This is a genomic window from Pseudomonas sp. ChxA (assembly GCF_030263855.1).
In the GTDB taxonomy this organism is placed as follows: domain Bacteria; phylum Pseudomonadota; class Gammaproteobacteria; order Pseudomonadales; family Pseudomonadaceae; genus Aquipseudomonas; species Aquipseudomonas fluorescens_CB.
This window is the reverse complement of sequence record NZ_JARPMK010000001.1, coordinates 2760781-2776851: the sequence shown is the minus strand read 5'-3', so window position 1 is coordinate 2776851 and position 16071 is coordinate 2760781. Positions and strand designations below refer to the sequence as shown.

Below are 16071 nucleotides of genomic sequence, written 5' to 3'. Positions count from 1 at the left end.
GTCTGCATCGCAGGCAAGCCAGCTCCCACAGAAAAGCAGCTCTTCAGTGTATGCAAATCCGCTTTTCGCTTTTGATTCAACCACTCAGGTCGGCTTTCAGGCCGCCGTGCTGTAAATTTTGATCTTGATCTGAGACGCCCCGTTAACCACGATGGCCGAACGCAGGCTTGAATCCGTGGGTAACCCGGCAGGACGCCGGGTTAGCCGCGCTGGGCCAAGGATGGCCCATCGCGGCGGCCCACGGATTCAAGCCGGAGTGAGGGCACACCGAGCCATAGCGAGGTGCCGAGTGGTGGGGCGAGGACCTTTTGGTTACTTTTGCGTCCTTGCAAAAGTGACCCGCTGTAAGAGCGGAACCATAAGCCGCCGTTACCGCAGCAACGGATACGTACTCCGACAAACCGCCATCGCAGGCAAGCCAACTCCCACACAAACCAGCTTCCACCTTTTTAGATTGCGGCTGCCTGGGACAGTGCGCTCAGGTCCAAATGCCCATCCTTGACCGGCGGGCACCAGTAATACCCACCGGTCAACGGCGTGCTGATCCGATACAACCCATCCACAATCCCGTCTTCCAGCCCGCTCATGCGCCGCAGTTGCGCTTCGAACGCATCGAAGGAATGCCCAAACGCCAGGAACATCAACCCCGCCTGGCCGTTCTCGGCCCACGGCATCGAGCGGCGCACCACAAAGGCTTCCGGGGAGAAACTTTCCTGGGCGGTGCGTTTGGTGTGGGCGGATTCGGGGGCGTCGTCCAGCTCTTCGTTATCGCCATGGCGGCGGCCGATGATGTGGTCACGCTCCTGGGCGGGCAACGCGGCAAAACCGTCGAGGTCGTGCTGCCACTGCTGGATCGCGGCAAAGCTGGCGCCGCTGTCGGTCAGGGCGGCTTCGACGGCGGCGTCGTCGTGGGGGTTTTCGGTGCCGTCTTCGTAATCGGTCAGATCGAAGCCGGTCTTGTAACGGAAACCTTCGGTCATCTGCACCAGGCCAAATGCCGGGGCCAGGGCTTTTTCCACGGCGCGGCTGCGCAGCAGCAGTTCACCGCGATCCACACCGTGCAACCACACCCACAACGCCTGCTGGGTGGACGGGTTATGCGCGCCTGGGCCCGTGACGGCGGGGAATGCGCGCAACCCGTCAATGTGCGCGCCGAGCGACGTTACCAGCGGCTCGCCAAAACCAACCACTGCGTCCGCGTCCGCCAACTGCACCAGCGCGTCCAACGCGGCGGGTACGGCTGCCAGTACATCAACGGCAAAAAACAGATGGCGTGCCTGCAACGGCACCGGTGCGGCAAGAATGCCCGGCTGGTAGTGACTCATGTGAACTCCTTCTGAAAAGCCGCGCAGTCTACCCCAACAAGCCGGGCACACGCGGGCTTGTGCTCAAGGTTTTGCAGATCACGCGGCTCCAGGCCCAGTTGCGCCTTGAACTGTGCCCAGCCTTTGGGCGTGACCCGCACGCGAATCCTTGGCACGGCGCAACCAACCGGCGTCGCACCAGACGCTGAGCAATTGCACGCCGAGCGGGCCAGCCACGTGATGGGCGGCGCAGCGCCCGACTATGCCTTGATCGTGGTGCCCATGCCGCTGATTGGCCTGGCTGCAGAGCTGATCACGCCCGCCGCCACGGCCGCGCTGATGAATGCGGTGCCACCGGGACAGGCCGGAATCGCCGCCGGTACCCTCAATACGGCGCGACAGATCGGCGCAGCAATGGGCGTGGCGCTGGCCGGCGCGCTGCTGTAACGCGTCTGGCGCTTGCCACACAGCCCTTGGATGGGTGACTCTCTAGTCATGTTTTGCAACTATTCCAGGGGTAGCGACATGACCACCAGTAACCTGCTCGCCCAGCTGTTTCCCACCGCCGCCAGCGAAATTCCCGAGCAATTCCGCCTGGCCGCGCCCATCGAACAGCGTGATTACCTGGTCGACGGCCAGTTGCAGGTGTGGAACGGCCCGCTGGCCAAGGTGCAGAGCCCGGTGCAACTGGGCGATGAGCGCGTACACATCGGCAGCACGCCGTTGCTGGATGCCGAGACCGCCCTCACCGCCCTGGACGCCGCCGTGCGCGCCTACGACCGTGGCCAGGGTGAATGGCCGACGATGCGCGTGGCCGAACGTATCCAGCATGTCGAAGCTTTTTTGCGGCGCATGCGCGAACAGCGCGACGCGGTGGTCAAGCTGTTGATGTGGGAGATCGGCAAGAACCTCAAGGACTCGCAGAAAGAGTTCGACCGCACGTGCGACTACATCACCGACACCATCAACGCCCTCAAGGAACTCGACCGCCGCTCCAGCCGCTTCGAGCTGGAACAGGACACCCTTGGCCAGATCCGCCGCGTGCCACTGGGTGTGGCGCTGTGCATGGGCCCTTACAACTACCCGCTCAACGAGACCTTCACCACGCTGATCCCCGCACTGATCATGGGCAACACCGTGGTGTTCAAGCCGGCCAAGCTCGGTGTGCTGCTGATTCGCCCATTGCTGGAAGCGTTCCGTGACAGCTTCCCGGCCGGCGTGATCAACGTGATCTACGGCAGCGGCCGCGAAACCGTCAGTGCGCTGATGGCCAGCAGCAAGATCGATATCTTTGCGTTTATCGGCACCAACAAGGCTGCCAGCGACCTGAAAAAACTGCACCCCAAGCCCCACCGTTTGCGCGCAGCCCTGGGCCTGGACGCAAAAAACCCCGGCATCGTGCTGCCCGAGGTCGACCTGGACAATGCTGTGAACGAAGCGGTCACCGGCTCGCTATCATTCAACGGCCAACGTTGCACCGCGCTGAAAATCCTGTTTGTGCACGAAGAGGTCGTCGACAGCTTTATCCAGAAATTCAACCACAAACTGGCCACGCTCAAACCCGGCATGCCCTGGGAAGACGGCGTATCGCTGACGCCGTTGCCGGAAGTCGGCAAGGTCGACTACCTCAACGCGCTGGTGGCCGATGCCGCCCAGCACGGCGCCAAGGTGGTGAACCCGAATGGCGGCGAAAGTCGCGGCTCGTTCTTCTACCCCGCCGTTTTGTACCCGGTGAACCCGCAGATGCGCGTTTATAACGAGGAACAGTTCGGCCCCGTTGTGCCGATCGTGCCGTACCGTGACCTGGAAACAGTGATCGACTATGTGCTGGACTCGGATTTCGGCCAGCAGCTAAGCATTTTCGGCACCAATGCCGTGGAAGTCGGCCGGCTGGTGGATACGTTTGCCAACCAGGTCGGGCGTATCAACATCAACGCCCAGTGCCAGCGCGGGCCGGACACCTTCCCGTTCAACGGGCGCAAGAACTCGGCGGAGGGCACGCTGTCGGTGCATGACGCGCTCCGCGTGTTCTCGATCCGCACCTTGGTGGCGACCAAGTTCCAGGAGAGCAACAAGGCGTTGGTCAGCGATATCTTGCGCAACCGTGATTCGAGTTTCCTGACCACGGATTACATTTTCTGAAGTGTGGGAGCTGGCTTGCCTGCGATAGCATCACTGCGGTTTGACCGAAAGACCGAGGTGCCTGCATCGCGGGCAAGCCCGGCTCCCACATTCGATCCGGTCCACTCCGACTACCGAGGCCACTTTAATACCGATGAACCTGCCCTTCTTCGCCCGGCGCCTGTTGCGCCCTTTGCTCGACCCCTACCGCCGCTATCGCCATGCCAAGCTGATCCACGCCGTGCGCGTGTCCATCGGCCTGCTGGCGACCATCCTGCTCACCACCGGCATCAACCTGCCCCACGGTGAGTGGGCGTCGGTGACCATGCTGATCGTGATCGGCGGCTTGCAGCACCATGGCAATATCGGCAAAAAAGCCGTGGAGCGCGCCTACGGCACCCTGATCGGTGCCAGCGTCGGCTTGCTGCTGGTGGTGCAACAGGCCTATTTCGGCATACCGCTGCTGACCTATCTGCTGATGTCCGTGGTATGCGGGTTCTTTTCCTATCACGCCATCGGCAAGGGCGGTTACATCGCACTGCTGTCGGCGATCACGGTGTTTATCGTCGCCGGCCACGGTGATAACCCGATCTCGGATGGCTTGTGGCGCACCGTCGATATCCTTATCGGCATTGTGCTGGCGCTGGCGTTTTCCTTTGCCCTGCCGCTGTACGCGGTGTATTCGTGGCGCTACAACCTGGCCAGCGCGTTGCGTGACTGCGCGCAAATCTATAGCCGAATCATCAGTGGCCAATCGGTCACGGATGATGAACACTTGAAACTGCTCAACCGATTGAATGCGGCCATGCTGCAGCTGCGCTCGTTGATGCCGTCAGTGTCCAAGGAAGTGCGCATCTCCATGACCGAACTGGATGCGATCCAACGGCATCTGCGCATGTGCATCAGCACCCTGGAGATTCTCGGCAATACCCGGCCCGATCCACGCGATGAACAGGCGATGGCACGGATGCAGGTGATGTTGAAGGCGGAGCACCGGCAGATTCGGGTGCAGTGGGTGGGCATGGCGCGGGCATTGAAGCTGGGGTTTACCGAGCGGCTGGAACGGCCTGCCACGCACACAACGGATGACGAGGCGCTGGAATCGCCGGTACAGAATGCGCTGGACGGGTATCGGTTGTTGACGTTGCAACTGGCGGCGCATATGGATGCCATGCGCCAGCGGCTGGCCAAGACAGCGAGTCACTGGAAGATTTGACGGGCATGCAAAACGGACAGCGTACGGTTAAGTAGCGCTGTCCCGACGATGTTTGAAGCGCCGTGAAGCATTGGGAATGGGCAACACATCGGGAATCGGTGTGCCTACTACCCTGACCACACTGGACCGCAGGCAAACGAAGCGTACGGGTTGACTCGCCATACTCGGTAACCTGGGTGATCATCAATATCAGCACAACGCGGTTGCTCGGGTTCGGCGTCGGCGTCTTGCGCGGCAACGCGACCAGCGCCGCAAAACGTGCCGCGCTGCACTGATCCAGATCGAGGACGGAGGCTTCGATATCGTTGACCGTGAAGATCGGCGGTTCAAGCAGGCTGGGGTCCAATTCGCTGTTGAGGAGGTAAAGCCGGGAATAGGCGTAACCAGGTAAGTTTCAGGCATAGAGCGCAGTAATTGCCCGCTGGCAGCGCGCTTGACCTGGCCGGCGTGTCATTGCCAGCGTTAATGAAAAAGGGACAGCCCGCACTGGCGCAGTGCTGTCCCATTGCACGTTTTGTGCGTTTTGCGTGGAGAACCGAAGGACCTTAAAGCGGAACGAAACTCACACTGTCCGAGCCATTATTGACGACCAGGGCTACGCCGGCGGCGGGCGAGAAGGCTATGTTTGCAGCGTTGCTGAACCCGGTGAGGCGTTTAGTAATCTGGTTTGTGTTGGTGTTAATGATGTACACCGAATCGCGATTGGTCCCAACCCCTCCAGGGCCGACACCGCCCACCCAGAGTTCCGGAGCATTCGGGTTTCGTGTGATGCCCCAAGCCAAATTGATACCCACGATTTTTTGGATGATGGCGTTACTCATAAGGTCAACAACCAGAACGCCATCATTGTCACTGACATAGGCGTAACGCGCCGGGGTACCGGCACCGAAGGCAATGTGTGCGGGCCGTTTGGTACCATTGATTCTCGCCACGAGCGCGTTGTGGGTACCGGCGCTGATGATATCCAACACCGAGATTGAAGCGACGAGCACCTGTGTTTGTTCCGGGTTGACCGCTACACCGAATGGGTTCACCCCAACGGCGACGCGACCGAGAACATTGCCCGAGACGGTATCATGGACGGACACAAAGGCATTTCGGGTGCAGGCAACAAACAATCGCGAGCCATCCGCCGTAATGGCGAGCCCCGAAAGGTCGTTGCCGCCCGCGATCGGAACCGTCGAAAGGATCCTGTACGTGGAGGTGTCGATGACGGTGTAACTTGACCCTTCAAAATTGCCCACATACAGACGCCGGTTGTCTGGACTGAGCACCGACAGGAACGCCGAGTTCACATTGAAGAGGGTGTGAATGACTTTACGTGCCCTGATATCAATTACCGAGACCGCATGGCTAATCCGACAGGTTACAAAAGCCCGCAGCCCGTCGTTGGTGATATTGATCGAGTGAGGACCCATTCCGACATCAACAGTGTCGGTCAACCCGCCGCCCTGGGCTTGAAACGTCAGCTCTTGAATAGCCGAGGATTGTGTATTGGTCCCCGTCGTCACCTCATAAGACAACTTGATGAGCTGGCCTATGCTTTGCGCAATGATTTGGGCGCTGATGGAAAACAGCACCAGGCCGCTGCTCACCCCGGCCTGCACGGGAATACTGGCGACAGTGCCATCGGCAGAGGTCCATTTGAGCCTGATGGTCTGCGCCTCATTCATGCCCTGGTACGCCACGGCCACAACGGCGCCACTCAGATAGTTGCTGGCGAGTACAACCTGGGGGCCCGCTTTGTTATCGAAGGAAGGCGCCAGGAGCCGCAACGCGGACGTACCGACCACTTGAACCACACTGCTGCCCGAGCGTTTGTGCACCACCTCTCCCCCAGCGGCTTGCCACTCAAAGCTCAGGCTGATCGTGGCATTCATCAACGAGCTGAATACGCCGTTGTCGATGGGAATGCTCTCGCCCCGCATGTTACTGTCGGTCACCGCCGGCAAACGAAGCGTTCGGGTTGACTCCCCATACTTGGTAACCTGGGTAATCACCATTATCAGCACAACCCGGTTGCTGGGGATCGGCGTCGGCGTCTTGCGTGGCAAGGTGACCTTCACCGCAAAATTTGCCGCACTGGACAGATCAAGATCGACGATAGAGGCCTCGGCCCCGTTCACCGTAAAGATCGGCGGATCAAGCAGGTCGGGGTCCAGTTCGCTGTTGAGGATGTATGGCCGGGAATAGGCGTACTTCTCCCCGGAGGTGTTGTTCACCACATCGCGCACCATAAACGCCACGCCCACCGGACCGTACAGGTTGCCCGTCTGGATAATCGTCGGGCTGATAAACACCCGGATCGGTCCCGGCCTGGCAGCCTCCTCGGGGCTGACAATATGGTCAATGGTCGTGGCGCCGTAGGCGACGGTGATGACGTCGTTCTTGCGGATGTTGTCGTACTTGTCAATCAGGCACCACAACCCGCCGGTAATGTTGCTCGGATTAAGGAACGCACCCGGCGGGAACCTCTCAACCGACAGGATCAGGCCTCTGTGGAATTGTTCGGACGCCCAGAACGTGAGGCCTCCAGGACGATTGGTTTTTACCAGATAGGTTTCAGGAATCGAGCGCACCAATTGACCGCTGGCAGCTCTGTTGACCTCCCCGAACACCGAGAATTCGCCCTCCGGAATCTTGGTCTTGGGGATGGTCAGGTTGTAGCGATTAGCCACCTTGGTAACGACATTTGAAGCCACCGGCATACTCGAATCGCGCCAGTAGAGCGCATAAAGATCGTTGACGGTGGCCGCGTCCCAGTTCTCGAAGGCAAAGAGCGCGTAGGGGTCGGTTTCACGCTGGCCCAGGCCCCACGTCGCGGTTTCCTTGTAACGCGCCTCAGCCAATCGGACAGGAGGGTAGACCGAATAAGGGGATGTAGACAGTTCTTCAGTGGGAGTGGTCATGGCTATACCTTGCTGGTTTAGCGCGCTGAAACGGCGCGACAGGCAAGGTGAATGAGGCGCTTGGGGCTCTAAGCGAATCTACTGTCAGAAATGACAGTGGCGACGAATGGTAGGCTTGCAGAAAAAATCCGACAGACACACGCTGGATCGAACATCTGTTGTTAACCACCCATTTTCTTACATATTTTTCACGATTTATTCACATCCACAGACGTAGGGTAAAGCCTCATCCGTTACAAACGTTGCACATCAAAACCCGCCGCCCCAGCGGGTTTTTTTTGTCTTGGATTTGAGCTTTTAACGCGCGGCTTTGGTGGCAGGCGCTGCGGCTTGTTCGCGAATGGCGCGCTGGGTATCCAGCACCTTGGCCAATGCGGTTTCGGCTTCCGGGCTTTGTTGCGGCACACGAATCGCGGCCGAGACCAGAGTGATCAGCTTGGCCATGACCTCGGCGTCTGTGGCCGGGCGGCCCAGGCTCATGGAGTTCATCAGCAGGCGCAGCTCGGTGCCGGCCATGACCCCGGAAATCGCCTTAAGGGCAAATTGCAGGCGCACGCCCAGCTCATTGCGTGGCAGATCCGGCAAGGCCAGGGCGAAGGCTTCGAAGAAGCGCTGGAACACCGGCTGGTAATGCACCTTGAGGTATTCCTGGATAAACGGCGAGGTGTCGCTGTACACCCGGCCCAGGAAACGAATAAAGGACCGCCCTTCGCCGCTGGCCGGGTCACTGCGTTCCAGGCCCATAGCCGGCGCGAACAACACGCCAAGCAAGGTATCGCAGTCGAGCGGGCCATCGGCCTCGGCTTCGCAGCGTGCGAGCAGTTCCAGGCGCTGCTCGTTGAGCGGCTCCAGGCGTTGCATCAGCAGGGTTTTCATCAGGGAATCCTTGTCCCCGAAGTGGTAGTTCACAGCGGCCAGGTTCACCTGGGCACGCTCGGTAATCTGCCGGAGCAACACGGCGTCATAGCCGTATTTGATGAAGAGAGCCTCTGTCGCATCCAGCAGTCGAGTCTTGGTAACGTTTGGAGCGCTGAGTTTCTTCGCGACCATGAAAGGTTCCACGTGGGAAATATTGTTTTAAAAAATAATTTGATTTTTTATACCGGGGCAGCCCGGCGAAAGCAAGTAGTGACACTGCGCCATGCTATGAAAAGCCCGTATAAACAGGCCTGTCGAGGGCAGCCGAAGGGATTTTCTGGCGCCGCCGCCCAGCGACCGGCAAATCGTTACAATGGGTGAAACCGCTCTACATCCATGGCTGGCGAAGCGCGTTGAACGCGGTTACTATTCAAACAATATTTTAAAAACAAGAAATAAAACCAGTCCGTGGCGCGTATCAGGCAGTTCCCGAACTTGTTACAAGGCTTTGCCGGGGGCGTGGCGATAGCGTCGAGACTGCAGGCGTAGTCATGATGACAGATACCCCCGCGCACCCAGGCTTGATCTCCCTGCAAGGCATCGGCAAAAGCTATCAGTTGGCCGGGCAACACCTGTCGATTCTCAATGACGTGTGCCTGTCCATCGCCCGCGGTGACAGCTGCGGCATTCTCGGTGCCTCAGGCTCGGGCAAAAGTACCCTGCTCAATATTCTTGGCCTGCTGGACTTGCCCGACGGCGGCCAGTACCAGTTTGCCGGCCACGATATCTTCAGCGCTACGCCCGATGAACTGGCGGCGATCCGCAATCAGCAAATCGGCTTTGTGTTCCAGAGTTTCAACCTGCTGCCACGCCTCAGTGCCCTGGACAACGTCGCCCTGCCCCTCAGTTACCGTGGCGTGTCGCGCCATGAGTCGGTGGAACAGGCGCTGCGCATGCTCGCGCAAGTCGGCCTGGCCGAGCGCGCCCACCACCGCCCGGCCGACCTGTCCGGCGGCCAGCGCCAACGCGTGGCGATTGCCCGTGCGCTGGTCGGCAAGCCGTCGGTGATCCTCGCCGACGAACCCACCGGCAACCTCGACAGCACCACGGCCCAGGAGATCATGGACCTGCTCCTGGCCCTGAACTGCGAGCAGCAGGTGACGCTGATTATCGTCACCCACGATGCACACATCGCCGAGCGCCTGGAGCGCAAGATCCTGGTGCGCAATGGCGTGGTGCATGAGGCTGGGCGCCTATGAGCCAGCGGATCGAACAGAGCCTGAGCCAGCTGCTGCATGAAGCCTTTGTGAGCCTGCGCACCTTGGGCAAACGTTCGATCCTGGCGTTGCTGGGCATTGTGATCGGCAGCTCATCGGTGGTGGCCCTGATCAATATCGGCCATAACGCGGCGGTGGACGCTGCGATGATTTTCAAGGACATGGGCACCGACACCCTGATCGCCCAGTTCCCGCCCAAAGGCAACAGCAATGCGCCGATGCGTGCCAGCCTTGACCTGGACGCGGTGCGCCAGGCGGTGCCGGGCATTGCCCATATCGGCGCACTCAGCCTGTTCAGCGGGCCGCTGGTGTTCCAAGGCCGCACGGCCAACGCCAACTTTGTCGGCACTACCGCAGATATCAAGGACGCCATGCGCCTGGCCCTGCGCGAGGGGCGATTTCTCTCCGCATTCGACGCCAACGAAACCTACGGCGTGATCGGCGATCAGGTCGCCCAGGCCTTGGGCACGCCGGGCAACCCGCTGAAGTTGGGCGACCGTGTGCGTATCAACGATTACCTGTTCCTGGTGGTGGGCATCCTGCACAACCAACCCCGGGCGATGCTGATGCCGGTGCAGGCCAACGAGTCGCTGTTTATCCCCGCCGAAGGCATGCGGCGCATCTACCCGACGCCGCAGATCGGCAACGTGATCATCCGCGCTGCGCCCGGCCAGGACATGGAGCGCATTGCCCGTGAGGCCGCCATTGCCCTGAAAACCCAGCTCACCGACCACGATGTCGACATTCAGGTGCCCCAGCAAATGATCGATGGCATGACCCGGCAGAGCCGCACATTTGCCTACTTGCTGCTGGCGTTGGGCGCGATTTCCTTGGTCGGCGGCGGTGTCGGCGTGATGAACGTGATGCTGATGAACGTCTCGGAACGCCGCCGCGAAATCGGCATCCGCATGGCCCTGGGCGCACGCCAGCGTGACATCCGCAACCTGTTCCTGCTCGAAGCGGTCACCCTGACGGCGGTCGGTGCGCTGTGCGGTGCGGTGCTGGGCATGACCGCCGCCTGGCTCTACGCCTGGCTGTCGGGCTGGGAATTTGCCCTGGCCGCCGCCGCGCTGCCACTGGGGGTGGGCAGCACCTTGCTGGTGGGCTTGTTCTTTGGCATCTACCCGGCGATTTCGGCCTCGCGGCTGCAGCCGGTGGAGGCCTTGCGCGATGAATAAATGGCTGTGGTTACTCGCCCTGGCAAGCCTGCCGGCCATGGCCACCGACGTGGTGATCAACCCATCGGCGCCGAGCACCACCCGCAGTGGTTATGACCGCAGTGTGTCGCTCAATAACCAGGTCACGACGATGACTCTGGGTGATGCGGTGTACCTGGGCCTACGCAAAAACCCGGCGATCCGCAGTGCGTACCTGCAACGCGTGGCGCAAAAGTTCGACCTGCGGGTGGCCGAAGACACCTTCAACCCCAAGCTCTCCCTCAACAGTTATTACCGCCAAAGTCGCGGCTCGGCCGACAACGCGCGCAATGCCAACCTGGCGCCCAGAGCCACCTTGCTCAGTGAATACGGCACCCAGTTAAGCATGGCCTGGACCCAGCAGCTGAACAACGCCGACCGTGCCGGCCGCTACCGCAGCGACGGCCTCGACCTCACGCTGATCCAACCGCTGATGCGCGGCGGTGGCTGGGACGCCACCACCGCGCCGCTGCGCCTGTCGCGCCTGTCGGAGCAGGCCAACCGCCTGAACCTCAAGGCCACCGTGGCACAGACCATCAGCCAGATCATCGCCACCTACCGCGAACTGCTGCGCGCCCAGGAGCAGTTGAGCATCGTCCAGGACGCACTCAAACGCTCCAACACCTTGCTGGACGTGAACAAGGCGCTGATCAGCGCAGGGCGCATGGCCGAGTTCGAAATCGTGCAGACCGAAGCCGATATCGCCACCCAGCAACTGGGCGTGGAAGAGGCCCAGAACCAACTCGACACCAGCCGCCTGGCCCTGTTGCGCCTGCTGGCGCTGGACCTGTCGACGCCGATCCGCGCCAGCGAAGCCCTGGAAGCCAAGCCGATGAGCATCGACAAACGCCAGGCCTTCAACCTGGCGCAGATCCAGCAGCCGGAGTACCTCGCCGCGCTGCTCGGCAGCCAACAGGCCGACCTCAACCTGGTGATCGCCAAGGACTCCGGGCGCTGGCAGGTGGACCTGGTGGCGGGCGCCAACCAGTTACGCGATGCCTACAGCAACAATGACAGCGGCAACAGCAACAACCGCACATGGAACAGTTACGCCGGGGTGCAGGTGCAGATTCCTATCGGCGACATCAGCACCCGCCAGGCCGAGGTGCGCGCGCGGGTGAATGTCGAAGATCAGGAGATCCGCATAACCGATGCGCGCCAGGAGCTGGAACGCAGTGTCAACGACGTGGTGCGCGACCTGGGCACGCGTTGGCGCCAATATGAAATCTCCCAGCGCGCCGTCGAGCTGTCGCGACGTAAGATTGAAATCGAGCGGGAAAAACTCAGCGCCGGGCGCTCCACCAACTTCCAGGTGTTGAGTTACGAGACTGACCTGCGCAACGCCGAAAACGCCCGGCTCAATGCACTGATCGCTTATCTGAACGCCCAGACCCAGCTCGATTTGACCCTGGGCATGACGCTGGAAAGTTGGGAAATCGCCCTCAATGACTACTAATAAAAAATACCTGCTGGGTGCCGTGATTGTCGTGCTGTTGGCGGGCGCAGGCATTGCCCTGCGCAGCCCGGCTACCGGTCAGCCGGCCGCAACCGAGCAATGGCTGGCGGTCAAGCCCGACCCGCTGGTGCACCAGATCGGCCTGGTGGGCAAGATCGAACCCGACACCACCATCACCCTCACCGCGCCGTTCGACGGTAATGTACTGGTCAACTTGGTTGAGCAAGGCCAACGTGTCGAGGCCGGCCAGGTACTGTTGCGCATGGACCCCTCCACCCTCGAAGTGCAACTGCGCGATGCGCTCTCCGCCCAACTCAAGGCCCGGCGCACCGTACAAGAGATGCAAGACTGGGACAGCAGCCCCGCCGTCAGCCGCGCACGCCGTAGCCTGCGCACCGCAGAAATGACCGCCGGCAACACCCAGCGCAAACTCACCGAAAGTGAAAACCTGTTCAAGCGCGGCATCATCCCGCGCAACGAGCTGGACGATCTCAAGCAGCAGACCCAGCAGCAACAGCTGGACCTGGCTTCGGCCCGCAGCGAGCTGCAGCAGGCGCAGGATCAAGGCAAAGGCGAATACCGACAAATCGCCGAGATGGAACTGACCAACGCCACGGTGAAATACGACGCCCTGCATAAGCTGCTGGAAGGCAAGGAGGTCAAGGCGCCCTTCTCCGGCATCGTGGTGCCGGCGCCGGGCAGCAATAACTCATCGCCAGCGGGAGCCAATAACAACGCGCCGGTGCAGGCTGGCAGCAAGGTCAGCCAGGGGCAGGTGCTGTTCGGGCTGGCCAATATCGAACGGCTGAAAATTGTCGCCAAGGTGTCGGAACTGGACATCAACCAACTGCACCAGGGCCAAGCGGTGGAAGTGATGGGTGACGGTTTTGACGGCGAGCGCCTCACCGGCTCCGTCAGCGTGGTCAGCGGCCTGGCGATTGCCAGCGACAGCCAGGGCAGCGCGCAGTTTCCCATCACCTTGTCGATCCCCACGCTCACTGCGCAGCAATTGCAGCGGGTGCGGCTGGGCATGAGTGCGCGGTTGACCATCGTCACCTACAACAATGCGCAGGCGATTGTGGTGCCGAGCCAGGCGATCCAGGCGGACATGAGCGTGGAGTATCGCGCCGCGATGGATAAGCCGGTTGAGCGAGTGAAAGTCACCACAGGACAGTCAACCGCCGAAGGTGTCGAGGTGTTTGGGCTCAAGCCGGGGTTTGTAAAAACATCAAAATAGCTGGAGATCCAAAGGTGGGAGCTGACTTGCCTGCGATGGCGGACTGTCAGTTAAAACAGTTGTGCCTGACCCACCACCATCGCAGCTTGGGTATCTACACAACGTTAACGGGCTGGCTGACCAGGAGGGTGGTCGGTCGGGGTGCATATCCATTGCTGCGGTAACGGCTTCTATTGGTTCCGCTCTTACAGCGGGTCACTTTTGTAAAGACACAAAAGTAACCAAAAAGTCTTCGCCCCAACACTCGGTGCCTCGCTTAGGCTCGGCATGCCCGCAATCCGACAGTGATTTGGGGGGCCGCCGCGATGGGCCATCCTTGGCCCAGCGCGGCTAAACCGGCATCCCTGCCGGTTTACCCCCCAAATCACTGTCGAATTCCGGCCATCGTGTTTAACGGGGCGATTTCAGATCAAGATCACGATCAAAAGCGCAGATCAAAAGACCGCTGACTTCGTCATCGAAAAGGATGTAAGGGCCAGAGCAACAGCAACAGCAACAGCAACAGCAACAGCAACAGCAACAGCAGAGCCATACTCGGTCTAATGTGGGAGCTGGCTTGCCTGCGATAGCATCAACTCTGTGTAACTGATGCACCGAGGTGTCTGCATCGCAGGCAAGCCAGCTCCCACAGAAAAGCAACTCTTCAGTGTATTCAGATAGGCTTTTGCCTTGCACTTGATCTGGCTCTTGCTTCAACCACTCAGATCGGCTTTCAGGCCGCCGTGCTGTAGATCTTGATCTTGATTTTGATCTGAGACGCCCCGTTAACCACGATGGCCGAACGCAGGCTTGAATCCGTGGGTAACCCGGCAGGACGCCGGGTTAGCCGCGCTGGGCCAAGGATGGCCCATCGCGGCGGCCCACGGATTCAAGCCGGAGTGAGGGCACACCGAGCCTAAGCGAGGGGCCGAGTGGTGGGGCACAGACCTTTTGGTTACTTTTGGGGCGTTTGCCAAAAGTGACCCGCTGTAAGAGCGGAACCATAAGTCGCCGTGACCTAAATAACGGATATGCCCCCAAGATAAAACAGCCCGACACCCCAGACGCCAATAGTTGTGTAGATGCCTATGGCCATCGCAGCCAAGCCAGCTCCCACATTCAGAGTCAGGTGAGTCTGGCGGCCAGGGCTTTGGCCTGGAGCGCCACATCGGTGACTGCCGTGCTCTCCCACCACATCCCGCGCAACGGCGGGCCCATGGCAAACAACCGCCGGCTGACCTGGCCTTGAGCATCCAGCACTGCACCTGATGTATCCGCCGCAATCCCCAACGCCAAAGGCCCAGGCTTGATCAACCCACGTTTGAGCAACTGCTGCGGCAGCGGTTTGGCCACTCGCCGCCAGTCGTACTCAATACCGCTGGAGTTAATCAACGCAGCGCCCGACACCTGAGTGACAGCTTGTTCGCCGCGCCGTCGCAGCCTGATCGTCACGCCGCTGTCCGACGCCACCAGCCCCCTGAACGACGCGGCCTGAATCCGCAGCCGTCCGGCTTCATGCAACCGCGCCACCAACTGCGCGCTCAACGGCGGTGAGCGATGGTGATGGCTCTCCCACCACGGCCGTACATGGCGCACGAACTGGCGTTTCTCACGCTCACTGGCCTGGCTCCACAAACGGCCGATATGCGCACGTACTGTGTCCAGCGGCGCCTGCCAATCGATGCCCTGTTCCAACGCCAGTTGGCATTGGCGACGCACCTCGCGCAGCAACCGCCGAGGGCTGCGCAGGCGGTGATCTTCGGCCAGGAAATCCACCCAGCTCGGCGGTTGCCGGCGTACGTGGGGCAGCAGGCCGTGGCGCGAAAATATCTCGATAGGCCCACGATGGCCAGCCTGTTCCAGGGACACCACGGCATCCACCATGGTCAGCCCGGAACCGATGATCAGCACCGTCGCTTGCGGGTCGATCTGGCGCATGGCCTTGACGTCCCACGGGTCCACTGCCGCTGCATTCAAGCCGCTGGATTCGGTCTGCGGCGTACGCGCGGCCGGGAACATGCCGGTGGCCAATACGGCATACGCACCGCGCACTTGTTGGCCGTTATCCAGCGTCAACAACGTTGCGTCGGCATCCACTTGCAGGTCGACCACCTCGGCACGAATATGCTCGACCGTGGAAGCCGACAGCGCCTTGGCTTCAGCCAGACGCTGTTGCGCGTACACGCCAAAAATCCCGCGTGGCGGGAACAATTCGCTGATGGGTACAGGTTGCTGGTCCGACTCCGGCCAGCCACCGGCGCCGATGTAGTCGGTGAGCCATTGGGTCAAGTCATCGGCGTTGTCCGGGTCGACACTCATGCGCGCCGCATTGCCGTTCAGGGTGTGACCCAGTTCGACGGCACTGTAGGCCTCGCCACGGCCAAGTTCGTTGCGCGGCTCAATCACCAGGATCTGCCGCTTGCCAGGCTGGCGCAGCAGTTGCACCGCCAGCATCGTGCCGCTCAAGCCGCCGCCGATGATCAGCACATCAGCGTTGCGGATGGTTTCAGTCATGCAC

11 protein-coding genes are annotated in these 16071 nt (G+C 60.8%); 7 read left to right on the top strand and 4 right to left on the bottom strand.

The window, feature by feature from the left end:
• Positions 1-449: 449 nt before the first annotated feature.
• Positions 450-1325, bottom strand: coding sequence for a Dyp-type peroxidase (locus P5706_RS12455; RefSeq protein WP_285679420.1), 876 nt, complete (start codon positions 1323-1325; stop codon positions 450-452).
• A gap of 105 nt (positions 1326-1430) precedes the next feature.
• On the opposite strand from P5706_RS12455, the gene P5706_RS12450 reads away from it, so the two are divergent.
• From P5706_RS12450 to P5706_RS12440, 3 genes are all read left to right on the top strand, one after another.
• Positions 1431-1751, top strand: coding sequence for a PucC family protein (locus P5706_RS12450; RefSeq protein WP_285679419.1), 321 nt, complete (start codon positions 1431-1433; stop codon positions 1749-1751).
• Between the two features lie 78 nt (positions 1752-1829).
• Complete coding sequence (locus tag P5706_RS12445) at positions 1830-3446, top strand: NADP-dependent glyceraldehyde-3-phosphate dehydrogenase (protein ID WP_285679418.1); 1617 nt, start codon at positions 1830-1832, stop codon at positions 3444-3446.
• Between the two features lie 133 nt (positions 3447-3579).
• Complete coding sequence (locus P5706_RS12440; protein WP_285679417.1) at positions 3580-4641, top strand: FUSC family protein; 1062 nt, start codon at positions 3580-3582, stop codon at positions 4639-4641.
• 545 nt (positions 4642-5186) lie between these two features.
• On the opposite strand, the gene P5706_RS12435 is transcribed toward P5706_RS12440, so the two are convergent.
• Both P5706_RS12435 and P5706_RS12430 read right to left on the bottom strand, forming a co-directional pair.
• Positions 5187-7550, bottom strand: coding sequence for a YncE family protein (locus P5706_RS12435; RefSeq protein ID WP_285679416.1), 2364 nt, complete (start codon positions 7548-7550; stop codon positions 5187-5189).
• Positions 7551-7847: 297 nt separating this feature from the next.
• Positions 7848-8600 carry a TetR/AcrR family transcriptional regulator gene (locus P5706_RS12430; RefSeq protein ID WP_099550527.1) on the bottom strand — a complete coding sequence of 251 codons (753 nt, stop codon included), beginning with the start codon at positions 8598-8600 and terminating at the stop codon, positions 7848-7850.
• Positions 8601-8959: 359 nt separating this feature from the next.
• Here P5706_RS12430 and P5706_RS12425 point away from each other — a divergent pair, with 359 nt between their 5' ends.
• Genes P5706_RS12425 through P5706_RS12410 form a run of 4 tightly spaced genes read left to right on the top strand, consistent with a single transcriptional unit; the run spans position 8960 to position 13574 of the window.
• On the top strand, positions 8960-9667 hold the full coding sequence (locus P5706_RS12425; RefSeq protein WP_285679415.1) for an ABC transporter ATP-binding protein: 708 nt from the start codon (positions 8960-8962) through the stop codon (positions 9665-9667).
• Positions 9664-10863, top strand: a complete 1200-nt coding sequence (locus P5706_RS12420; RefSeq protein WP_285679414.1) for an ABC transporter permease — start codon at positions 9664-9666, stop codon at positions 10861-10863. The genes P5706_RS12425 and P5706_RS12420 overlap by 4 nt, the downstream gene beginning before the upstream one ends.
• Positions 10856-12337, top strand: coding sequence for a TolC family protein (locus tag P5706_RS12415; protein ID WP_285679413.1), 1482 nt, complete (start codon positions 10856-10858; stop codon positions 12335-12337). The genes P5706_RS12420 and P5706_RS12415 overlap by 8 nt, the downstream gene beginning before the upstream one ends.
• The gene (locus P5706_RS12410) at positions 12327-13574 is read left to right on the top strand and encodes an efflux RND transporter periplasmic adaptor subunit (RefSeq protein ID WP_285679412.1); all 1248 of its coding nucleotides are present in this window, start codon (positions 12327-12329) and stop codon (positions 13572-13574) included. The genes P5706_RS12415 and P5706_RS12410 overlap by 11 nt, the downstream gene beginning before the upstream one ends.
• Before the next feature lie 1104 nt (positions 13575-14678).
• On the opposite strand, the gene P5706_RS12405 is transcribed toward P5706_RS12410, so the two are convergent.
• Positions 14679-16067, bottom strand: a complete 1389-nt coding sequence (locus P5706_RS12405; RefSeq protein ID WP_285679411.1) for an FAD/NAD(P)-binding protein — start codon at positions 16065-16067, stop codon at positions 14679-14681.
• Positions 16068-16071 lie beyond the last annotated feature (4 nt).